At 46.2% G+C, this 21637-nt stretch carries 20 protein-coding genes; 7 read left to right on the forward strand and 13 right to left on the reverse strand.

Annotated features, from left to right (window positions below; all coding sequences use genetic code 11):
- The first annotated feature begins 40 nt into the window (after positions 1-40).
- Positions 41-1276, forward strand: coding sequence for an MFS transporter (locus tag CHX35_RS05520; protein WP_091835133.1), 1236 nt, complete (start codon positions 41-43; stop codon positions 1274-1276).
- 95 nt (positions 1277-1371) lie between these two features.
- Here CHX35_RS05520 and CHX35_RS05525 read toward each other — a convergent pair whose 3' ends face one another.
- A complete protein-coding gene (locus CHX35_RS05525; RefSeq protein ID WP_091835136.1) occupies positions 1372-2679 on the reverse strand; it encodes an MFS transporter in 1308 nt (435 codons plus the stop codon).
- 404 nt (positions 2680-3083) lie between these two features.
- On the opposite strand from CHX35_RS05525, the gene CHX35_RS05530 reads away from it, so the two are divergent.
- Together CHX35_RS05530 and CHX35_RS05535 are read left to right on the forward strand one after the other, a co-directional pair.
- Positions 3084-3503: a hypothetical protein gene (locus CHX35_RS05530; protein ID WP_091835139.1), complete on the forward strand. Its 420-nt coding sequence runs from the start codon at positions 3084-3086 to the stop codon at positions 3501-3503.
- A 183-nt stretch (positions 3504-3686) separates the two neighbouring features.
- Positions 3687-5057, forward strand: a complete 1371-nt coding sequence (locus CHX35_RS05535) for an exosporium leader peptide (protein WP_245838654.1) — start codon at positions 3687-3689, stop codon at positions 5055-5057.
- 23 nt (positions 5058-5080) lie between these two features.
- On the opposite strand, the gene CHX35_RS05540 is transcribed toward CHX35_RS05535, so the two are convergent.
- The 4 genes from CHX35_RS05540 to CHX35_RS05555 all read right to left on the reverse strand — a co-directional run bounded on the left by CHX35_RS05540 (position 5081) and on the right by CHX35_RS05555 (position 10852).
- On the reverse strand, positions 5081-6082 hold the full coding sequence (locus tag CHX35_RS05540; RefSeq protein WP_091835142.1) for an agmatinase family protein: 1002 nt from the start codon (positions 6080-6082) through the stop codon (positions 5081-5083).
- 111 nt (positions 6083-6193) lie between these two features.
- The gene (gene hutI, locus CHX35_RS05545; protein ID WP_091835145.1) at positions 6194-7486 is read right to left on the reverse strand and encodes an imidazolonepropionase; all 1293 of its coding nucleotides are present in this window, start codon (positions 7484-7486) and stop codon (positions 6194-6196) included.
- Between the two features lie 49 nt (positions 7487-7535).
- Complete coding sequence (hutU, locus tag CHX35_RS05550) at positions 7536-9218, reverse strand: urocanate hydratase (protein ID WP_245838656.1); 1683 nt, start codon at positions 9216-9218, stop codon at positions 7536-7538.
- Between the two features lie 158 nt (positions 9219-9376).
- A complete protein-coding gene (locus tag CHX35_RS05555; RefSeq protein WP_091835150.1) occupies positions 9377-10852 on the reverse strand; it encodes a response regulator transcription factor in 1476 nt (491 codons plus the stop codon).
- Positions 10853-11025: 173 nt separating this feature from the next.
- Between CHX35_RS05555 and CHX35_RS05560 the strand changes: the two genes are divergently transcribed.
- A complete protein-coding gene (locus CHX35_RS05560; RefSeq protein ID WP_140413555.1) occupies positions 11026-11625 on the forward strand; it encodes a hypothetical protein in 600 nt (199 codons plus the stop codon).
- 56 nt (positions 11626-11681) lie between these two features.
- Here CHX35_RS05560 and CHX35_RS05565 read toward each other — a convergent pair whose 3' ends face one another.
- Positions 11682-12512 carry a DUF1259 domain-containing protein gene (locus CHX35_RS05565; protein WP_342743102.1) on the reverse strand — a complete coding sequence of 277 codons (831 nt, stop codon included), beginning with the start codon at positions 12510-12512 and terminating at the stop codon, positions 11682-11684.
- Between the two features lie 172 nt (positions 12513-12684).
- Between CHX35_RS05565 and CHX35_RS17430 the strand changes: the two genes are divergently transcribed.
- On the forward strand, positions 12685-12999 hold the full coding sequence (locus CHX35_RS17430; RefSeq protein ID WP_176391907.1) for a hypothetical protein: 315 nt from the start codon (positions 12685-12687) through the stop codon (positions 12997-12999).
- Between the two features lie 66 nt (positions 13000-13065).
- Here the strand turns inward: CHX35_RS17430 and CHX35_RS05575 are convergent, their stop codons facing one another.
- The 6 genes from CHX35_RS05575 to CHX35_RS05600 all read right to left on the reverse strand — a co-directional run bounded on the left by CHX35_RS05575 (position 13066) and on the right by CHX35_RS05600 (position 19072).
- Positions 13066-14295 carry an MFS transporter gene (locus tag CHX35_RS05575; RefSeq protein ID WP_091835159.1) on the reverse strand — a complete coding sequence of 410 codons (1230 nt, stop codon included), beginning with the start codon at positions 14293-14295 and terminating at the stop codon, positions 13066-13068.
- Between the two features lie 161 nt (positions 14296-14456).
- A complete protein-coding gene (locus CHX35_RS05580) occupies positions 14457-15176 on the reverse strand; it encodes an ABC transporter permease (RefSeq protein WP_091835162.1) in 720 nt (239 codons plus the stop codon).
- Positions 15173-15883, reverse strand: coding sequence for a fluoroquinolone export ABC transporter permease subunit (locus tag CHX35_RS05585; protein WP_091835165.1), 711 nt, complete (start codon positions 15881-15883; stop codon positions 15173-15175). Before CHX35_RS05585 ends, CHX35_RS05580 begins: the two co-directional genes overlap by 4 nt.
- Positions 15883-16737 (reverse strand): ABC transporter ATP-binding protein, encoded by an 855-nt coding sequence (locus CHX35_RS05590; RefSeq protein WP_091835168.1) that lies wholly within the window; start codon positions 16735-16737, stop codon positions 15883-15885. Before CHX35_RS05590 ends, CHX35_RS05585 begins: the two co-directional genes overlap by 1 nt.
- Positions 16737-17342, reverse strand: coding sequence for a TetR/AcrR family transcriptional regulator (locus CHX35_RS05595; RefSeq protein WP_176391908.1), 606 nt, complete (start codon positions 17340-17342; stop codon positions 16737-16739). Before CHX35_RS05595 ends, CHX35_RS05590 begins: the two co-directional genes overlap by 1 nt.
- A gap of 116 nt (positions 17343-17458) precedes the next feature.
- Positions 17459-19072 (reverse strand): alkaline phosphatase family protein, encoded by a 1614-nt coding sequence (locus CHX35_RS05600; RefSeq protein WP_091835172.1) that lies wholly within the window; start codon positions 19070-19072, stop codon positions 17459-17461.
- 140 nt (positions 19073-19212) lie between these two features.
- Here CHX35_RS05600 and CHX35_RS05605 point away from each other — a divergent pair, with 140 nt between their 5' ends.
- Entirely contained in the window at positions 19213-19617 is a 405-nt protein-coding gene (locus CHX35_RS05605) for an acyl-CoA thioesterase (protein WP_091835175.1), read from the forward strand.
- Between the two features lie 214 nt (positions 19618-19831).
- Positions 19832-20740, forward strand: coding sequence for a TIGR01777 family oxidoreductase (locus CHX35_RS05610; RefSeq protein WP_091835390.1), 909 nt, complete (start codon positions 19832-19834; stop codon positions 20738-20740).
- A 269-nt stretch (positions 20741-21009) separates the two neighbouring features.
- Here the strand turns inward: CHX35_RS05610 and CHX35_RS05615 are convergent, their stop codons facing one another.
- Positions 21010-21543 carry a VanZ family protein gene (locus CHX35_RS05615; protein ID WP_091835178.1) on the reverse strand — a complete coding sequence of 178 codons (534 nt, stop codon included), beginning with the start codon at positions 21541-21543 and terminating at the stop codon, positions 21010-21012.
- Positions 21544-21637: the final 94 nt, after the last annotated feature.

The raw sequence follows: 21637 nt of genomic DNA on the forward strand, positions 1-21637 counted from the left end.
CTTTAGATAGTTTATGGGATAGAGAGAGGAGAACGTTTTTATGAGAGGGCTTCACTATCCCCCTAACCTGTGGAAGTTAATTGTTGCAAATATGACTTCTGCAATTGGATCAGGGATTACAGGGGTAGCTGTACCATGGATGTTGATTGCGCAAGAGGGTGGCAAGGAGATTTATGGTTGGTTTATGTTGGGGATGACGGGGGTTTCATTTCTACTTGCTCCGTGGGTAGGCGTGATAGTCGATCGCTTCCGGAGGCGGAATATTTTAATGGTCAATCAGTTACTTGGGATAGGATTAACTCTTCCCTTTGCGATATGGGGAATGCTGGGGGGAGAATACGGGGCCTGGCATTTCATAATAATCAGTGCGGGAAGTTTTCTTTACTATACGATTCACTATCCCACGCAATTTGCTTTTGTCCAATTGCTTGTCAGTCCTAAGCAATATACATCGGTCAATAGTGTGTTGGAAGTGCAAGGGCAAGCAGGTGCCATGATCAGTGGAGGATTAAGTGTATGGCTCATTGAAATTTGGGAACTCTCTACCATTTTATTCGTTGATGCGATGACCTTTGGGATTAGCTTTTTAATGATTTTACTCATCAGCTTTAAAGAGGCGAATAGCGGGGAAGGGAAGCGGATTACCTGGCTTAAGGATATGAAAGAGGGCTTTCAATGGCTACGTCATCAACCGAAACTGACCTTTTTTCTCCTCTTCGCTTTATTTCCATTCCTCGGTGTGATGGCGGGCAACTATCTGAATCCCATCTTTGTTCAACATACATTAGGTGATGGTGCATCAACCCTAGCGGGAGGAGAGATGGTTTATGCTGTAGGAGCAGTATTGGCTGGTTTTTCTCTACCATTTTTCATCCGGCGCATGACGACCAGGCGGATCATTCGCTGGATGGTTGTCATATTTGCGATTGCTACATGGGGGATCGCATGGTTCCCAATCACCTTCGTATTTCTTGCGATGGAGCTCTTTCAAGGTTTGGGGAATGCAGGTACCCGTATTGCTCGAAATACACTGATCATGGAGTGGGTACCCAATGCGATGATTGGGAGAGTCCATAGCTTTTTAAATGGGATAGGCTATCTTCTTCGTATGCTGATATTGGGTAGTTTTACCCAAGTAGTGGTCGTTAGGGGAGCCAGTTACGCCTATATGATGTTGGCGGTTCTGATGACATTCGCTGCAATCGCCGTTCTGGGATTAAGTGGTTGGCTACGAAGGGAACCGAGCACCCATGTGATGCCTCAAAAAGCGGGTTAATGAAAAGAACGTAGGCAAGCGTAAGCGGACGCCCTTTTCTATGGGAAGTACAGAAAAGGGCGTCCTTGGTGTGAAAGGGGGGAATTAGCACCGATTTACAAAACTTTTTCCTCGGTTAGGCTTTGGCAGTGGGTTTCGGTAACGGTTAGGCTGGAAAGGATGCCCACGAAGCTAATTGCGGCAAACAATAAGAGTCCACCGATATAGTCATGGAGGACGTATTGTGTCGCCCCATGAATGACATTCCCCGCATTACTGATGTCCATGATCCAACCAAAAACCGATTGCAGTAAAGCCACCCCCAAAAATATTCCGGCATTTAGAAAGGCCAGGGACATCCCGCTAATCGAGGGTGAAACGACTTCTTTAACGACAGCAAAGGTAATGACAATTTGTGAAGCAGAGGCACCGACGAGTAGATAAAGGAAGAGTCCACTCCAACCCGGTGTCCAAGGTAGAAGTGCAAGTCCAATCCAGCCGACAAATGAGAGTAAATTCCCTAGAATAATCATAGGCTTTCGAACGCCCAGTTTATCAGAAAACCATCCGATACCAAGGGACGCCAGTCCATAGGTAGCAAGGGCTAACGTTGTATAGAAGGATGCGTGATTGTTGGAAAGATGGAACCCATCCCGCAACAATGGAATCCCCCATAATCCGGCAAAGGCATAAAAGGTCGAGTTGGTCCCAATACCTGCACCTAAGGTAAACCAGATGTTTTTGTTGTGAATCACCCTTTGTAAATCGTGGATCCAGGGCTTCTTTGGCAGATCCCGCTGTGATTGGATATATTGACTCCCTGGCTGGAACCCTGCTTCTTGTGGTGAATTCCGTACAAACAAATAGGTAAGGAGGGAGAGAACAACAGATAAAGCCCCCGCAGTGACAAAGATACTCCGCCAGGAAAACCACTCAAGAAGCATTGCTAAGGGCTGAGCAGCTAGGACAGATCCTAGATTGCCCAGTAACATGGTTATTCCGCTAATCCATCCGTATTGATTTTCACGGAACCATAAACTGTTGCTTTTCATAATGCCAACAAAAATCGTGGATACCCCTAGTCCAACAATAAAGGGTCCTAAACTCGCGATGGCAAAGGAAGGAGCGAGTCCAAATAGGATGGAACCTAAGCCGGCAATGATCGCTCCAATACTGACATTCAACCGAGCCCCAAAGCGGTCGATGAGGATGCCAGAAGGAATTTGCATAGCAGTATAGGTATAAAAGTGCATGGAAGCCAGGGTGCCCAACGCAGCGGCAGAGATATGAAACTCTCCCCGTACCGCTTCGGCAAAGGCAGCGGGTGCAAAACGGTGAAAGAATCCTAGAATAAAGGATAGCGTTAACAAGGTGAAAATCGTCCACCGAACGCGATTAAAATTGAATGCTCCTGGATTGTGCATAGAACCCCCCTCTTTTGTGATGTTGAGTCAGGTCGCCGATTTTCTATGTGAGTACGTTGTCAAAGAGGAGAAGCACCTTACCGCGAATTTTCCCTGATTCTTTGAATAATCATCCGATGTGCAAAAATGGAAGACCTTTTAAATGTAGCAAGATCGATAGAAGATGATCAAACACGCTAGAACTTTATATTTCGTGAATAGGAATAAATACATACCGAAATATAGAGCGAAGCTCTCTCAAGTTATGAATCGAATGCCAATGAGATAGTTGAGCCGCTCAATCATTCAACCATAACGTTCAACATCGCGATCCTTGGTTTATCTACGATATCAGAACATGGTGGGAAAAATGTGAATACATATTATTCATGAATGCTAAACCAAAAGGTGTGGGAGGGAGAATGTTGGCGGTTTATGATACGGGTCCAATCGTCAATCGTGATGCAGGTGGTCGCATTGGTAAACGATTGTTTGTTCGGGTAGAAAATATCGGAGATGAAGAGCCAGCCAATGTGTGCATTGAGGTGTATCAAGTTACACAACCCAATGCGAAAGGATACGCACAGCAGATCATCTATGCTCAAAATGAAGTGGGGCTTCTCGCTTTTGGTTCATCGACGACATCCGATAGTGGCCCGGTTTTTGAGCTACCCGTAAGGCTCCCACTTCAGGTTAAGGTGTTTGGTGTTCGATTAACAACCTCTCCGGATCCAGGAGGAGGAAACAATATAACGGCCACCGCCTTCACCGTCGATCCACAAGGAAATGTTATCTCTTTTCAACGAGTTCTACCTGGTGAATTGAATAAAGTAGTACCGACATAATCTGTATAAAAGAGCGAGTATGTCAAACAACGAAATAATGTATATCGGTCATACTTCTTCTGTAAATGGGTGCGACATATAAATCGAATGATTGGAAACGTTTACTGAATAATAAGTGATCGAAGAATAACGGTTGTAAATGTTATTCATGAATTCTAAGCCAAGAGTTGTGGGGGGAGAATATTGGCAGTCTATGATACGGGTCCAGTCGTCAATACGGATGCAGGCGGCCGCATTGGTAAGCGATTGTTTGTTCGGGTAGAAAATATCGGGGATGAAGAGCCGGCGAATGTACGCATTGAGGTGTATCAAGTTACACAACCCAATGCAAAAGGATACGCACAGCAGATCATCTATGCGCAAAATGAAGTAGGGCTTCTAGCCTTTGGTTCATCGACGACATCCGATAGTGGTCCGGTTTTTGAGCTACCCGTAAGACTCCCACTTCAGGTTAAGGTGTTTGGCGTTCGATTGACAACCTCTCCGGATCCAGGAGGAGGAAACAATATAACGGCCACCGTTTTCACCATCGATCCGCAAGGGAATGTTGTCGACTTCCAAAGAGCTCTACCTGGTGAGATCAATACTGCAACACCATTTTGCACAGAACCTTTACCAGTAGCGACCCAAATTGTGAATGTAAATAAAGCAGGTAATGATACGACTGGAGATGGCTCGGAATGTAATCCATTCTTGACAGTCTCGGCTGCAATGGCATCGATCACAGATGCGACACCCACGAAACGTTATGCTATTTTCATTGGCCCTGGTAATTATACGGAAACCGATACGATTCATCTAAAAGCAAACGTTCAATTGATTGGAGCCAGTACCTTATTAACTCGGTTGTCGATTTCCTTCGATATAGATGATCCATCCTGGACTGAAACGGGATTTCAAAATGATAATCGATCCGGATTTGCAGATCTGTCATTGTTAACTGCACCCCTTGATTTTAATTTTCGAACGATTAGTAGTTTTAGCGGGAAACTTTTCTTTGTTAGTGTGAACGTCTCGCCAACGATGGTGTTTACAGCATTAACTACTTCAGTCAATCAGGTCAATATTCGTGACTCCATGTTATTCAGCGGCTACACACAAAATGGAATTAATATGGTCATGTTTTCATCCTTTGTTTCTAGCGGGAATATCACCATTAATTCACAGAGCGATACGGATGCTCAAGTAAATTTAGTCGGTGGCGGCATCAATGGAAATATCAATATCAATGTTCAATCCGGTCATATTCCGATTGATCCTTTAAATATCACGAGCTTTGCTATCACGGAGAATATCTTTAATCCTTTTCCTAACTCAGGAGCTTTAAATGTGAATGGTGTGGATGATATTTTTACTAGGGTTCGAATAACCGATGATTCTATTCCGATTCGCTCTCGCGTGAGTATTGTAGGGAGCCGTACATCCTTGGTTCGAGTCAATGATGCTTTTGGAGTCGCGTATACACCGGATGATCCGGCAGATTGGACAGATCCTGATCCGACAACGGTACAAGAAGCCTTGGACCGGATCGCTGCTAAGATTAGTCCAGTATAATCGTTGTAAAAACGAGGAGAAGCTTAAGCTTCTCCTCGTTTGATTACGCCAACCATAAAGTTCAACATCGCATTTACCGCAGTAAACACGGTAATCGATCCAATATCCTTTCGTGGATCCAGGCAAACGATATCCATTGCTTTTACCTTTGGATGAGCGCCTGCAATCAACATCGCTTCTAAGAGTTCATCGGTTCGCAATCCGCCAGGCATACCGGCTGGAGTACCTGGGCCATTGGATAGGTCGAGGACATCCATATCGAGGGTGAGATAGATGGTGTCGACTTCCTTATCTAAATGGGAAAGGGCGTGACGGATGGTTGCGGCGATTCCTTTTTTGCGTGTTTCTTTCAAGGTGATCCCGTTCACCCCGACTTGATCCGCATAGTGCTTGAGTGAGCGAGAATTAAAGTATCCGTGAAGCCCAATGTTCCATACGTTGGATCCTTTCAACGTGCCACTTTCGATCAGATTACGAACAGGGGTACCGTTGGCAGCCCCAAATTCCTCTAAGGGGCGCAGATCATAGTGGGTATCCAGTTGTAGGAGACCGACTTGTTCGGTCGGGTGTGCTTCCTTCCACCCCTTGATCAGCATGGCGGTAATGGAATGATCGCCCCCGATAGTGATTGGTAGTGTTTGGGGAAGGTGATGTCGGAGGGCGGTCATTGCGTTACGTATATGGGTATGGCACTGGGCGATGTCTGTAACATGTTGACGGACATCGCCTAAATCAGCGACTCGAAGGGGAGTCAGATCAACGTCTTCTTCCAAGTTATAGGGGGTAAAGGAGCGCCATGCACGTCTAAAAGCATCAGGAGTCTCACTTGCTGCCGAGGCACTGATGGAAGAGCGTGACAAGGGGGCTCCAAGAATGGCGATGTCAATCCCCTTATTTTCAAAGGGGGAGGACCCATCTAAGTGAAGGGGACGAATCCATTCATGGACCTTGGGTTCAGCTATTGCTTCATCACGGTGCCAGCGGAAGGGCGGTGGTGTAAGCATAGGGTAGGGGAATATTTTCATAGAAACCTCCTCGATCGATGGAGATGGTACATCAGAGGAGATGGAAACGCGTTTCGGGTTTCCATCTCCTCAATGGTTTTTTGATAGGGAGAGTCAAAGGCACATAGGACGTTATCCGACGCGTACACCATCGCGTACAATGACGTGTCCTGCTTTAATCACGGTGCGTGCGTGATTGACGCCATAGGCATATTGTAGGCTCCGATAGTCCGAGACATCATATAGGACCAAGTCGGCTTTCTTGCCTTTTTCTAAGCTACCCACCTCATGGCCCCGCCGAATGGCGTGAGCTGCGTTGATCGTCGTGGCCGTTAGTGCTTCCGCAGGCGTCATCCCCATTTTCAGACAGCCTAAGTTCATGATCAAAGGCAGAGAGACTGTGGGGGAAGAGCCTGGGTTACAGTCAGTAGAGAGGGCAACGGGTACACCCGCATCGATCATTGCCCGGGCGTCAGCGGAATCAGCCATCAAGAAGAAGGCGGTACCAGGGAGAAGGACGGCGACGGTTCCTGCATTCGCCATCGCTTTGATCCCTTCTTCCGAGGCGCGGAGCAAGTGATCTGCCGAGACCGCACCCACCTCTGCAGCCAATTCGGCTCCGGCATAGGGCTCAATTTCATCGGCGTGAATTTTGGGTGCAAGCCCATGCTTCTTCCCTGCTTCTAAGATGCGACGGGACTGCTCGGGGGTAAAGACGCCTCGCTCACAAAAAACATCGTTAAACTCCGCCAATCCAAGGCGGGCGACTTCTGGGATCATCTCATTCATAACGAGATCGACAAATTCATCCGGGCGTTCCTTGTAGTCCGCGGGGACGGCATGAGCCCCCATAAAGGTGGAGACGATGTCGATCATATGGGTGCGATGTAATTCCTGAGCGACTTCTAACTGCTTCTTTTCATGTTCCCACTCGAGTCCATAACCACTTTTGGCTTCCACTGTGGTTACACCCTGAAGCAGAAAAGCATCAAGACGGCGGCGACTTTCCTTGAGGAGTTGGTCGTGGCTTGCCTCTCGAGTGGCGCGGGTGGTGGAATGGATCCCTCCCCCGGCTGCCATGATTTCCATGTACGTGGCACCTTGTAGACGTTTTTCAAATTCATTCTCGCGGCTACCTGCATGGACGAGGTGAGTATGGGGGTCGACAAGACCTGGTGTTACCAGGGAGCCAGATGCATCGATCACCTCTGCCTCTGCCATGCGTTCCTTATAGAGGGCAGCCAGTTCTTCATCGGTGCCAACATGCTGAATTCGACCACCCTCGATCCAAACGCTTCCATCCTCAATGATGTGCAATTGCTCCATCTCCGCTCCCGTCAAAGGAGCATTCGAACTTCCTTTTAATGTGACAAGCTGTGATGCGTGGCGGAGAAAAAGAGGGGTGTGTGTTGTAGGGATGTTCATGGGATCTCCTCCAAATGGATGTTCTAAATAAGTGCCTGGAATTCTTTTTTTACTCGGTCGCTTTATTTTTCAACATGGGGATGTGAACCCCGCGTTCCTCAGCAGTTTCGACTGCTTTTTCATACCCTGCGTCGACGTGACGGGCGACGCCCATCCCTGGATCACTCGTAAGAACGCGCTCAAGGCGTTTGGCAGCAGCTTCTGTGCCATCAGCGACAATGACCATCCCTGCGTGAAGGGAATATCCCATTCCGACCCCACCGCCATGATGAACGGAGACCCAACTTGCTCCACCGACAGCATTGACGAGAGCATTTAGGATGGGCCAGTCTGCTACCGCGTCACTACCATCCTTCATTCCTTCCGTTTCCCGGTTTGGGGAAGCGACGGAGCCAGAGTCAAGATGATCCCGTCCAATCACAATGGGTGCTTTTAGCTCACCCTTTGCGACCATGTCATTGATGATTTGACCAAAGCGTGCCCGTTCCCCATAACCAAGCCAACAAATTCGGGAAGGAAGGCCCTGGAAAGCGATTTTCTCCCGTGCCATGCGAATCCAGTGGCAGAGCGCTTTGTTGTCTGCAAATTCTCGCAGAATGACTTCATCCGTCTTATAAATATCTTCTGGATCGCCAGAAAGAGCTACCCAGCGGAAGGGGCCTTTTCCTTCACAAAATTGTGGACGAATATAGGCAGGGACAAAACCAGGGAAGTCAAAGGCATTTTCAATACCTTCATCCTTAGCCACTTGACGGATGTTGTTGCCATAGTCGAAGGCGATGGCACCCTTTTCTTTCATATCCAGAATTGCCTGCACATGGATCGCCATGGATTGTTTTGCTTTAGCAACCAGTGTCGCTGCATCACTTTGGCGGAGGGATGCGGCTTCAGCAAGGGTCATTCCCACTGGCAAGTATCCGTTGAGGGGATCGTGGGCTGAGGTTTGATCGGTGACAATATCCGGGATAAATCCTTGGGCGACCATTTGCGGAAGGATCTCCGCCGCATTACCAAGGAGACCGATGGAGAGCGCTTTTCCTTTTTGCTTCGCTTCTTCAGCGAGAGTGATGGCTTCCTCAAGACTATCCACTTTTCGGTCAAGGTAACGGGTATCAAGGCGGCGTTGTATGCTGACAGGATCCACATCCACAGCGATGACAACTCCACCATTCAACGTAACAGCAAGAGGTTGAGCACCACCCATTCCGCCAAGCCCAGCGGTAACGGTAAGGGTACCCTTTAAGCTACCATCAAAATGTTGACGGGCACATTCTGCGAAGGTTTCATAGGTACCTTGGACAATTCCTTGGCTCCCAATATAGATCCAGCTTCCAGCAGTCATTTGGCCATACATCATCAAGCCCTTTTGGTCTAACTCATGAAAGTGATCCCAATTGGCCCAGGCAGGAACCAGGTTGGAGTTGGCAAGTAAGACTCGGGGTGCATCATGATGGGTTTTAAAAACCGCGACAGGTTTTCCTGATTGAACGAGCATGGTTTCATCATCTTCAAGATGCGTAAGGGTATCAACAATGGCATCAAAGGACTCCCAGTTACGAGCGGCCTTGCCGATCCCTCCATAGACGACAAGGTCTTCGGGACGTTCTGCTACCTCAGGGTCTAAGTTATTCATTAACATTCTTAGAGCCGCTTCCTGTACCCAGCCCTTGGCTTGTCGATCTGTACCACGATTAGCGCGAATGATTCGCTTGGTTGCCGGTTTATCCGTCACGTTCATCCTCCTCAACATAAATTCTCCCTTTAAGTATAGGAAAGTAGCCTCCACTATCCTAGAAGACACTGATGAGGGATTTGCACGGTCTTTGGAAATGTCCATAAAAATAGGACACTTTCTTATATTGAAAGTGTCTTTATTTTGTTTTTCTTCCTTTATTTTTGGTCGCGATAGGTACGAGGGGAGCAGCCGGTTTGTTTTTTAAATAAGCGACTAAAGTAATTGGCATTGCTAAATCCTGTTTGGTTTGCGATCTCAGAAATAGACAAGGGGGTGGTTTCTAATAACCGTTTCGCTTGCGTGAGGCGAATATCAGCAAGAAGCTCACGAAAGGGTTTCCCTTGTGTACGAGAAAGGAGGTGACTAAGATAGGATGCATTGCGTTGCACATGGGTAGCAACCTTCTCGAGACTTAACCAGGGATCTTGATAATGAGCAAGCATATATTGGAGAGCTTGTTTAGCAGGGTCCATCGTCGTTTGTTGTTCCTCTGCGACTGCGTCAAAAAGTGCTTCAACAAAAAGAATCAGATCTTGTACGATGCGGTAAAGCACAGGACCGTGTAAGATGGAGTCGAAAATGTGATGATAACGCTCCTCAAAGACGGGGTGCTTATCTAAGTTACCTGCCTGCATGTACCGCCGAACTTGAGCAAGAAGGCTGGTCAAGCGTGTACGAAGCAACCCAGGATCGGGGAATGGGGGGTCAAGCCGAAGAAACTCCTGGTGCATCCATTGTCCCAGTGCAACGCGATCCCTTTGCTCAAGCATTTCAATCCAACCCTGCTGTTCTTTCGGGGTGAGAAAAGGGTCGAGGGGTTGCCAACGAACAGGAGCCGTTACGGAGATGACCTGCCGTGTCCCCCGATAAAACCGCCACTGCAGTGCTTGGCGGGCTGTTAGATATTGTTGGCGAAGGGTTACGGTAGGGGCAGGGAGGTGAATGACGACGGTCAGACCATCCCCTGTGGACGCTGCCCAGGAATCCAATAAACGGTATCCTTGCTGACGGAGCAGTGATTCCGTGGAATTGGCTCGAGTAGGAATTAAGCAAGCAATGGCATCATCTAATGGTAAGATATGTGGTGTCTGATAGAAAGGGTGCTGTTCTAATAGTGGGACCAGCGCGGGAAGCCGTTCGATCGTCTCTGGTTGAATAAGGTATAGGAGATGCTCTTCATCGAGGGTTTCAGAGTCTAAAAATAAAGCAGGATACCCGCTTTTCCCTGACGTGGAAGCCGTGGGGGTCGTGGGTGTTTGTTCCGAAAGTTCACGACAGAGCCGACTTAATACACGCGGGATGCGAGCAGGATCCAGGGGCTTAATCCATAAATCCGCCGCTCCAAGCATAATCGCTTGCTCTGCTCGTTCGAAGGTTGCCTCCGCTGTCATAGCGACAATGGCTTTGGCAAATCCTTTGACTGCTTGTCTTACCCCATCCCAGTGTTCAGGTGAAATCGAATCAAGTTCCAGACAAAGGACATCGGGAGTCTGTTGCTCCAGGGTCAGCAGTAACTGTGGTAGATTTTCTACTGTTAGGATGGTCTCAAAGGGAAGGGGGTGGGAACGCGCTAGCCATTCTAGGCCAATTCGTTCGTTGTTGTCTCGGTCAGCAATTAATAGTGTCGCCATCTAGAAAGGTTCCCCTTCTATCCATAGAATGATAGGAAAAGGATTCGACAGAAGGAGGGGGGATCTCCTGTGGAAAGATTAGGTGAAAATTGATATTGCAACGTGTTGAATATTTTTCCATACTATTAGGGGGCGTAATTATTAACTAAATGGAATGTTGGAGCAAAAGGGGAGTGATAGTCCAAGTGGATGTTATCAATGAATATCGATGGTTTTTGCTTATCGGCATGGAAGTGACATTTTGGCTTTCATTAATGGGTTTTTTTATTACGCGTTATTGGTTTCAATTAAAAAAAATAAGCAGGGTTAGTTTTGCTATTTTTATTGGGAATGAAGTTGCAATCTTTACATTAGGGGTTCTTGATTATATCAATACAGGGAAGGTGACAAACTATCAAGTAATCATTTTAATTCTCCTTATCTATGCACTTACCTCCGGGAAAAAGGATTTTAGAAAGTTAGATGCTTTTATTGAGCGGAAAATAAAGCAATGGCGGGGTGAGAAGACCGAAGCGCTCACCTCGATAACGCCGCCTGAAGAAATTGGAAAACCTGATATGGATTATGCAAAAAGGGAGGTCAAGACATGGCTTAAACATGTCATTCTATTTTTAATTGCACAAATCATTTTCCTTTTCCTGACGTACTTACAGGCAATTCCTTCACAGGCGAATCAAGTGATCTCAGGGATATTGGATGTTTGGACGGTTATTTTGGTGATCGATACCGTCATTTCGCTCTCTTATCTGGTTTTTCCTCGTAAGAAAAAGTGATGGTGGTGGATGTCTGATGTCCATTCGATTTAAAATACCCCCATGGTGATGGGATTTTAGAAGCTAATGAACTGTTGAAATTTCAATGTATGAAGTGCTTTCCTTACCCCCTGAGCGAATAGCAATGGGGGTTGAGTCGATTGAATACGGATATAGTGGATTTTGGGTCGGTTAAATAACCAATGATTAGTGAGGACACCCACGAGGATCCCATTGTGTCGTAGCGATGAAACAAACGGGTTGACTTCGGATTGAAGGACGCCTATAAGTCCGATGTTGATGAATCCTTCCTTTGGATCTTCTTTGCTAAAAAAAACTGCGGGGAACATGAATGGAAATTGTGCCTTTCTTCCTTGGATTCTTGCTGGAAGGTTCCGGTATAGTCTTACAGAGCACGTTTGATTAATGATCGTGGATGGACCGCCAATAATCTTTCCAAAGGAATTGCATAACGGTGAGTTCCCGTCTACTTTAGGAACGCGAAGACGCTTTACTGTCAATGTTTGAAGGGCTTCTTTTACTTTCCGAGCAAACACGAAGGGGTTTTCAACGGATTGAAAATAAGTAGTATGGACAGAAGGGCGAGAAAAAAGCCATTGCTCCGAAAGAACGGAGACCGTAATTTGGTTTCTTTTTAGCGAGGATAAAAAAGGATCTACCTCCTTGGGTAATAAACCTACTGCCCCAATATTCAGGGCTCGCCCATGCTGGTCGAGTTTACCAAAACTGAATACGGCTTCAAAGGATAAAATAAAATCCGCTATCCGACCTTGAATTTTCAAAGGGATTTGACGGTACATGACCACTTGGCATGTGTCGTTAACGATCATGCTTTGACCACCAAAAATGTTGGCAAATTGATTGCATAATGAGCGATTGATCGTTATTCACCCCACAACGAAATGACATGTTTTTGTTGGTGGATTTCCTGTACGGTCAAGAGGCACAAAAAGGCGATGGTATAGACACCAACTTGTAATTATTGTAATATTCTAATTATAAGGAAGAAAGGCTCTCCCTGTCGGTAAGTTATTCACAAACATAAGGAGGTGTGCTCCGGTGAATGAGCAGGTGTTCGGAGTTGCACTAGTGCCTCTAATTATGGGTTTGGTAGAGATGGCTAAACTGTGGGGATTGCCGGTTAAATGGGCCGCACTATTGGCTGTTGTGATGGGATTGGTGGCAGGGGTATTTATTGTAGCGCCAGATCATTGGGTACAGGGTGTTGTGGTTGGACTGGCGATGGGATTATCCGCAACAGGACTCTATAGTGGCACTAAAAATATTCATGAAGACATTACTATGCGACGGATGAAATATAAGAAGAAGAAATCAGCGAAGCATCATCACCACCCTCATAAAACAGATGGATGATCCATCATCACTAAAGCCCCTCTTAATTGACAGAGGGGCTTTGTGATCGGTCAGGTTCATAGTGATCTACAAGCGATTGGGTAGCTCATCGGCTGGATCATGACGAGTCGGATGGCTGACGATTCTCCATAGGATGAGTGTGATGAATAATACCATCGCAAGCCCATAGAAAATTTCTGACATGCTAACATGATCGATAAGAAAGCCAATCAATGCGAGGGACAGCGGCATTCCTAGCCGTTCAATCAACCCGAAGGCTCCAAAAACTCTCCCTCGGTATTCGTCGTTGACCTTGGTTTGAACGTAGGACATATTGCTAATCCCTACGAGGGATGAGCCCATGCCAAAGCTCATTGCACTGATATATACCATGCTAAGATGGGGTGCCATCGTGGTAGCCACGATAGAGATGCCCATGATAAAAAGTCCAATCGATGTATATCGCCTTGGATCAAGGCTTTTTCCAAATTTCGAGATATAGCTACTGATTACGAGGGAGCCTAACGTGATACAAGCGAAGTAGATACCAAATTCTTTGGAACCTGCGTGAAGGGATTTCATTTTGATAGGCATTAAGGCTTCTAATGGGCTATAGGCGATCATCGATAATCCAAAAATGATGGGCACCATCAATAACATTTTAGAAGAGAATAAATAGATCAGTCCTTGCCGGATATCCTCCCAGATGCTTGTGCTTTTTTGTCGATTGCGGGGGCGATGTGGGAAGCGGATGCTCCCCATACAGATCGCCATGATAAAAAAAGTGATTCCATTGATGAGGATACTCGTTAATGTCCCTAACCCGTTCACCAAGATGCCACCGATTGTAAAGCCAAGCAGCGTTGCAATTTCAGCGTTCATATTATTAAGGGCATTGGCTCGACCCACCTCGGATGATGGGACAAGCCGTGGGAGAAGCGAACCAAATGCCGGCATATAGATCACACCGATGAGGCCGAGGAAAAAGGAAATCCATAGGATAGCGGATATGGAGAGAAGATGACTCCACCCTAAAAGGCTAAGTGACACCATACCTAGACCGCGAAGGAGGTCACCCATCACTAAATACTTTTTTGTATCCACCCGATCCACGAGGGCACCTGCGAGGGGGCTAAATAGATAGGGGATCGCTGTCACAGCGATGGCATAGGCTGTATATTTAGGACTTCCTGTTAACTCGAGGACGAGATAGGAGAGTGCGACGATATAAAGCGCCGTACCCATCCTTGTTTGTGCACTTCCTAACCATAATAAGATAAAATTTTTATTCCATAGTGTTGCGGGTTGAGAATTCAAATAAGTAGACTCCTATTCATTGGTTAATGTTGTTTTTGTCATTTTAGCATAGTAATTGTATCAATATAAGTTTTCTAATTTCGTAAAGTGATTATAGCATCATGGTTTTAAAGTTCTGTCCATCAAAGAGCACCCTCCATGAAGGGTGCTTTTTGATGGGGTTAAGAAACTCGTTTCTCTAATCGTCTTGTTAGCCAGTAGATGACGAGGAGATGATCCATCAATCCCATGAGAAAGAAAATGGCAAAGGGGAACGCATGGTGAATCATCAAGGTTTCTACAGCCCAATAGGGGGGGAGAATCGCAGAGAGCCAGCGCCACTGCGGGGCAAGAAACGTGACAGCGATAGGGAGGATGAAAATGGATGAAGCAATTTTAGAAAGAGCGATGCCTTCCACTTTGTTATCCGCAAAGGCAGCGAGCAGGAGCGCAAGAAAAGGTGCGGTAAGTGATGCAAGAAATGTACACAAGAGTAACTTGATAAAAGAGACGGAGGTGAAGTGGATAAAGGTGGCTCCCCCAATGGTAAACAAAAAAGAGAGAATCATTGGGAAGCCGAGGCGACGCAGTAAGTGCCCAGTTTCTGAGAGAGGAGTCACCCGATAGTAAAGGAGGATCCCTTCATCCCGTTCATCTAACAGTAAGAATCCTGCTACCATCCCGATCATCATTGGGATCAGTAATAAATAGAGTCCGAGTATCCAGAGGTGATAGGGAGTCAGATCGAAGGAATAGGAGGAGCGTAGCCAAGTATCGACCCAAGGAATACCCCATCGAAAAGCGAGGGTTAATAAAGGTGGCCCCAGCAAAGCAATTCCAGTTGTCGGGTCTCGCCAACTGTTTTTTCCATCCTGTAGTATTTGCCATAAATACGGGGTCATGGTAATTTCCCTCCAAATCGAAGGAGGATGTGCGCGCGAAAAGCATGGGCTGCCCAATACCAAAAAGGGAGGATCCAACCGATAAGAATCAAGATGGAGAAAAATAGTTGGGTAGGATGTAGGGATTGAAATCCCCCTTGAATGAGTGTGAGAGAAGCTGTCCCAGGTAATAAATTGATCCACCAAGCCGAAGGGGATTTCCAGAAGAAAAAGATGACAGGGAGGTACATGGGAATGGCAAAAATCGGTGAGCTAAAAAGATAGCTGACCAAGTGACGAGAGCGCACTGCCAGAATTAACCCCAGTAATGTCGAGAGAATGGAGGTGAGCCCCACGCCAGCAAGTAAAGGAAGAACGTTGAATTGCAGGTGATAAATAGGGAGAAGAATCGCGAAGCTGGATGCTAAGGCTAACAGGGCTAACGAAAGAACCTTGGATGTTAGGTACTGCGAAAGGGTAAGTGGCGTTACGCTTAGGTTGCGTAGGATATCCTGTTCACGTTCAAGTAATAGGATCGCACCAATAAAAAAAGCGCCAAGAAAAGCAGGGTCGGTAAAGAGGATGAACACACTTCCCTTCGCTTGATAGGCTTCAGGTAAGGTGTGAAGGAGCCATGCATAAAGAATGGAAACCAATAAATAAACCCAATAAAAGCCATGGCGATATTGAAATTGAATATCCATCCGTAAAAGTGCCCATCGATTCATCATGGTTTTCTCCCTGTCACTTGGATGAAAATGTCCTCCAAGCGGGCTTCTTGGGTATGGATGGTTTCAATAGAGGGATCCGTTAATGCACGAAGAAAAGCAGGGTTTTGTCCGATGCCTTCTAAGTTGAACGCCTCTTTTAAAAGATCAGGACCGGCGGATACTCTCTCTACAACCACCTGCTTTCGTCCGTATTGTAGCTGTAAATGGCGTGGAGAATCGATGAGATGAATTTTTCCTTCAACAACAAACGCGACCCGATCGCAAAGGTCCCCTGCCAATTGCATGTCGTGGGTGGTGAGGAATAAAGTGGCTCCTTGCTCCCGTTTTTGACGAAGCAGCTCGATTAACCGTTCGCGGTTGACAGGGTCGAGACCTGAACTCGGTTCATCAAGAAATACTAACTCGGGTTGATGAAGAAAGGCACGGCAGACGTTTAAACGGGTTTTCATTCCCTTCGAAAAAGAGGAAACCCGTTCATCTGCGGCATGGATTAAATCGAAGGCAGCAAGAGACTGATCGATTGGTTCCTTCTCTTGGCTGTACAAGGAACCAAAAAAAGAGAGGTTTTCCCGGGCGGTGAACCGTTGATAAAAACGTGGGGTTTCAAAGGCTACACCCAAGCGGTTAAAAAATTCGGGAGTGATTTTTGTAAGGTCCCTACCAAGTACTTGGACGGCTCCTTGATAATGCTTTAATATTCCGATCAAAATATTGACCGTGGTACTCTTACCAGCACCAGATGGACCTAAGAAGCCGAAAATTTCTCCGGTAGGTATGGTGAGATTCAGTCCATGGAGGGTATTGACTTGACTGCCTGGATAAGCATAGGTGAGATCGCGTAGATGGATCATCATGACTCTTCCTTCGTGGGAATGAGGCGACAGGCAATCGATTCTGCCATCAATTCCACGGTTTGTTCGTACACTTCTTCACCGATCTCTTGGCGATGAAGCATCATCGTAAAAAAACCTCGGATGAGCCCACAGGCAACATCAGGGTCAATTTCATTAGTAAGCCCCCATTGTTGCAATAGCGGCGACAGTAAGGTGTCATCCTGAGCCTGATGGCTAGCCAGGCGATCAGATGGAAGTTTACGTAGCAATTGGGGAAGATCCTCTCCCTGTCGCAGGCGATGAAGAAGGGGACTGGCCGCTGATAACGTTAATCCGCGCACAAGAAACTGTTTTAATGCAGACCGAGGGGATATTTTTTCGGTCTCTTCAACCTGACGTAGTAACTCTTGTTGAATGAAGGCCTGCTCTTGCTCGAGAAGATCAAAGTAAAGCTCTTCTTTGGAGGAGAAGAAGAGATAAAAGGCGCCTTGGGAGATCCCAACCGCACGCGTCAGTTCACCGATACTGGTCTTCTTGAGGCCCCATTGGCTAAATCGTTCCCTACCTTCCCTGAACAGCTTTTGACGGATCGCATCCTTTTCGGTTGTGGAAAATCCACGCACGAGGACAACCTCCTTTATGAACATATGAATAATTTATTTTTATATTCATATTGAACAGCAATAAGAAGGGATTGTCAAGCCGACAAACATGAAAAAGATGACCATTTAAAGCTCGGTCATCGCGATGAAGAGGATGTGGATTGTTTCTTCCGTTCTTGTTTTAATAAGTCGAGAATGAACCCGTTTAAGTCAACCATACGGAGGTGTCTAGGGGATGCCTGAGTACCGGTGATGATGAGGGGGAAATGCGAATCTACGTGATGAAGGGATCCGTGTGCCCCGCCTCCTGTATGATGGGGAGAGTGTTCGGCGGATAATTCATAGCCGGGTTTCGCATTGACAATCATTATGCGGGCCTCATGGGAGTAGAGAGAAGCATGAAGACGCGCAAGGGCATCTGGATAGGCACCAAATTGCAGGGTTTTCTCCTGTGGATCGGCTGTAATATCTAACGCCGCAAAGTCTCCTTTAAACTGCCATTGTTGCTGGTAGGTGTCCGTCCATTCCTCGCCGATGCGAAACCAACATTCGGTTTTCCAATCGGTATGAATGACATGGATCCACTCCTCATCGTCTAACCAGGCCAATAGATCAATCCGAGTATCTTGTCGAAGTTGGTTTGCAATCGAGTCCATAGAAAGATGATCTTGTAGGAGATAGACGAAGGCGGATCGTTCATTGACGCACAGAACGATTTCGGTCTCAGAAGTTGCGTGGTTTCCTGGAGAAAGCATCTGGTAATCTTTGAGGATGTGGTGTAATGGCACAATAGGATGCTGCTCCTTCGAATGAACGCCAGTGTGGCCGCTATCTCCACACACGATCCAAATGGCTCGGCTAATTGCTTCCTCCCATGAACCAAAGGCATCCATCATCGCACCTAGCTCCTTGTCAAATTGTTCAAGGCCCTCCATTTCTGAAGGTCCCTTTTTATGCAAGGAGCTATCAAGATCGGAGAGGTAAGCAAGCAAAAAATCAGGCAGGCGATTTTCTTGAATCAACCATCGTATGACAGCGACGGGATAAGCATCGCTGAAACCAAGATCCTCCGTAATTCCATCAGGAAGTTGAATCTGATCGGAAAGAGGGTTGGAGAACATGCCAAACGTAAAAAAATCAGGCCCTGATACGTGAAGGCGCTCAGGCAGTGAGGTTGGGCCGGATAACAAGGGAGGAAAGGTAAGGGTATGGGGAAATGGACCACGATAGAGCATGGCATTTATCGCTCCTGCTTGAAATCCTTCTTGATGTAGGGTATCAAATAGGGTTTCTAAACGAGGGTTTAAATGGTCGTTGTTAAGATGAATCACTGCGTCCTCAAGGGCTTGATTGGGCCCATTTTGCACAGCTTCACCAAAGGCTGTTCCGTAGTTAACAATTCTTTTTTCAGTAGGATGATACCAGATAAGACCTGGGATATGATGGTGATGGGGGTAGGTACCGGTTACCAGGGTGCTATCAATTGTGACTGACATGGTAGGGAAGGGGCTGACGAGTTCACGATGAAATTGCCCATGTTCAATGAGAAAAGAAAGTGCAGGTAATGTATTACGATCAAGTCCCTTCTCAATCGATGGCGTCATGATGGAGTCAACCATCAGCCAAATAATAGGGCGTTGGTCCGTGACAGCATCCAGTCGACTGAGATCGGTTTCATGTTGTCTTGGTCGTATACGAGCAATTCCCCATAGGATAAAAAGGCATAACAGGATAAGAAGGACCCAAGTCATTGTCATTCCGCCTTTGTGGTGTATTCCTTATTTAAATAGTGGCATCCTAAAAGTGAATTTATGCAAGGGATAAGATATTAAAAATGAATGGTTATTCATTCATTTTATGCTATACTGGCATAAAAGAGGGGGGAAGGGCTTTGAAACATCAATTTGAAGTAACGGTTCGTTCAACCGATGTGGATATGATTGGACACGTGAACCATGCGAAATACTTAGAGTACTTTGAGTGGGCACGATTTGATTGGATGAAGCAAATTGGCTTTACAATTGAAGAGATGCAACGACGCAAATTAATGGCTGTGGTTGTCCATGTGAGCATTCATTATCGTAAAGAAGTAAAAATGGATGAGACAGTGCGAATTTTTTCAGAGCCCACGCGTTTAGGTGGTAAAAGTTCCGTACTCACCCAACGCATGTATGACGGGGCAGGGAATCTTGTCTGTGAAGCGGAGATTACCTGTGTATTTATTGATGCCATCAAACGAAAAGCTGCCCCGATTCCTGAAGAATTTAGTGCGATGTTTGAGCAATTAGAAAAGTAATCGTTTATAACGCAAAAGGATGGGTTGGATAGAGATGCTATGTTACCCACCATTCATGAAAAGCCCTTACGAGGGGCTTTTTTTATGGGCAGGGTTGTGTGTGCTTACTTGTGATGGCAAGTCATTGAATTTCTATAAGGTGAGTAAATCGTTTGTGCAATAGGGTAATGTGGAAACATATACCTATGAAAAAATAAATGAACGGGGTGATCCCATGGGGCGAAAATATATTTTGCCGGGTGGCACCGGTTTCTTGGGGCAAGAATTAGCAAAGGAGTTGTTAGCAAGAGGCGATGAAGTGATTGTATTGACACGAGGAAGCAATCGGACAGAAGGAGGTATCTCTTATCTTTCTTGGGATGGGGAGACATTGGGGGACTGGGCAGATGTGATCGAGGGGGCAGACGGGGTGATCAATTTTACCGGTCGAAGTGTGAACTGTCTGTATACCAAAGCCAATCGCAAAGAAATTCTTTCTTCACGAATCGACTCTGTTCAGGTTCTTCATCAAGCAATCAACCAATGTCATCAGCCCCCTGAGGTGTTTATCCAAGCAAGTTCCTTGGCGATTTTCGGGGATACCCGTGAGGTATGTGATGAGAATGCCCCCCATGGCGATAATTTTTCGGTTGAGGTTTGTGAACGGTGGGAGGAAGCCTTTTTTGCGGAAGATCTTCCCCAAACTCGCCAAATTGCTTTGCGAATTGGATTTGTATTGGGCAAAGATGGTGGAGCTCTTGAGCCCCTGCAAAAATTAGCGAAATATGGACTGGGAGGAACGATAGGGTCAGGAGAACAATATATTAGCTGGCTACATATTGAAGACTTAAACGCCATGATTCTTGAATGCTTAGCAAACGACAAAGAAGGAGTCTATAATGCGACAGGTCCTTCCCCTGTAACCAATCGCACCTTTATGAAGACCTTACGAGATGCTCTTGGTAAAGGATGGTCTCCCCCAGCCCCCTCTCCCTTTGTCCGTTTGGGTGCCGTCTTATTTATGCGAGCGGATCCAGGGCTTGCCTTGACGGGACGGAATTGTATTCCAAAGCGGTTTTTAGATGAGGGATTTCGGTTTAAATATACGGATTTAGATGTAACCCTGCGCGAATTAACCCACTAACCCTGTCGAAATCTCCCATGTCCATCATTCCTGTGACCCATAGTAGCTGAATGCACTAGTTCATTATGAAAAACCTCCGCTTATACACAGATGGAGGTTTTTCATTCATGTTGTTCTTTTGGTTGTAAATGATAAGTGTAAGGCAAATTGCATCGTTATAACGAAATTCATTCGCTAATCAAGAGAACCCCCTTCGCATGATTGACACACGTGGTTGGTGTGTCTACTTAAGGGGGTATTTCTCATGGCTCACGCTTTAATAATCTTGCTTATATAACACGTTTTCGGATACCGCGATAGAGTAGGGCCCCAATTAGTGCACCGATGACATTCATCCCAATATCATCGACATCAAAGCTTCGATAATTCGTTTGTGCGAAAAGAGTGACAGCGAATTGAAGCAGCTCAATGCTGAAGGCGACGCCAAAGGATAAAAGAAAGATCCGAAGCAATCGATTCCACTTTGGATGGAGAAGGGGAAGCATCAACCCAAAAGGCAAAAAGAGCGACAAATTCCCGATAATCTGAGTAAAAGCAACCATCGGCTTTGCATAGCGAAGAAGAATCCACGTGCTTTGAAAAGGGATCCAGGAATTGCGACTGATATTGTAAGAAGAACCGGATCGATCAAGGGGAATGGGGAAGAAGGTAAGGGCGATCACAGCCATGAGATAGAGAATAAAGGCCATGTGTAAGAAATGCCGCTCGATGGAATGGCGTTTTCCCCAAGGGGTCAACAAGGCAATTATGAGATAGAGAATAAGAATGGGTAGGGCAAAGAATGGGCTAAATTGGATCTCCATAGAAGAAACTCACTACCTTGTCTAATCAGGATCGTTTCTTCATTATATACAATTGTATGGTTCATTGAAGTCTAATCAATGGAAAAACCACACT

It is taken from the genome of Marininema halotolerans (assembly GCF_900116235.1).
Lineage (GTDB): Bacteria > Bacillota > Bacilli > Thermoactinomycetales > DSM-45169 > Marininema > Marininema halotolerans.

Coding starts and splice junctions, on each gene's coding strand:
- CHX35_RS05520 (WP_091835133.1), top strand. CDS start 41: ATGAGAGGGCTTCACTATCCCCCTAACCTGTGGAAGTTAATTGTTGCA.
- CHX35_RS05525 (WP_091835136.1), bottom strand. CDS start 2,679: ATGCACAATCCAGGAGCATTCAATTTTAATCGCGTTCGGTGGACGATT.
- CHX35_RS05540 (WP_091835142.1), bottom strand. CDS start 6,082: ATGAAAATATTCCCCTACCCTATGCTTACACCACCGCCCTTCCGCTGG.
- hutI (WP_091835145.1), bottom strand. CDS start 7,486: ATGAACATCCCTACAACACACACCCCTCTTTTTCTCCGCCACGCATCA.
- CHX35_RS05555 (WP_091835150.1), bottom strand. CDS start 10,852: ATGGCGACACTATTAATTGCTGACCGAGACAACAACGAACGAATTGGC.
- CHX35_RS05580 (WP_091835162.1), bottom strand. CDS start 15,176: ATGACCCCGTATTTATGGCAAATACTACAGGATGGAAAAAACAGTTGG.
- CHX35_RS05585 (WP_091835165.1), bottom strand. CDS start 15,883: ATGAATCGATGGGCACTTTTACGGATGGATATTCAATTTCAATATCGC.
- CHX35_RS05590 (WP_091835168.1), bottom strand. CDS start 16,737: ATGATCCATCTACGCGATCTCACCTATGCTTATCCAGGCAGTCAAGTC.
- CHX35_RS05600 (WP_091835172.1), bottom strand. CDS start 19,072: ATGACTTGGGTCCTTCTTATCCTGTTATGCCTTTTTATCCTATGGGGA.
- CHX35_RS05610 (WP_091835390.1), top strand. CDS start 19,832: ATGGGGCGAAAATATATTTTGCCGGGTGGCACCGGTTTCTTGGGGCAA.
- CHX35_RS05615 (WP_091835178.1), bottom strand. CDS start 21,543: ATGGAGATCCAATTTAGCCCATTCTTTGCCCTACCCATTCTTATTCTC.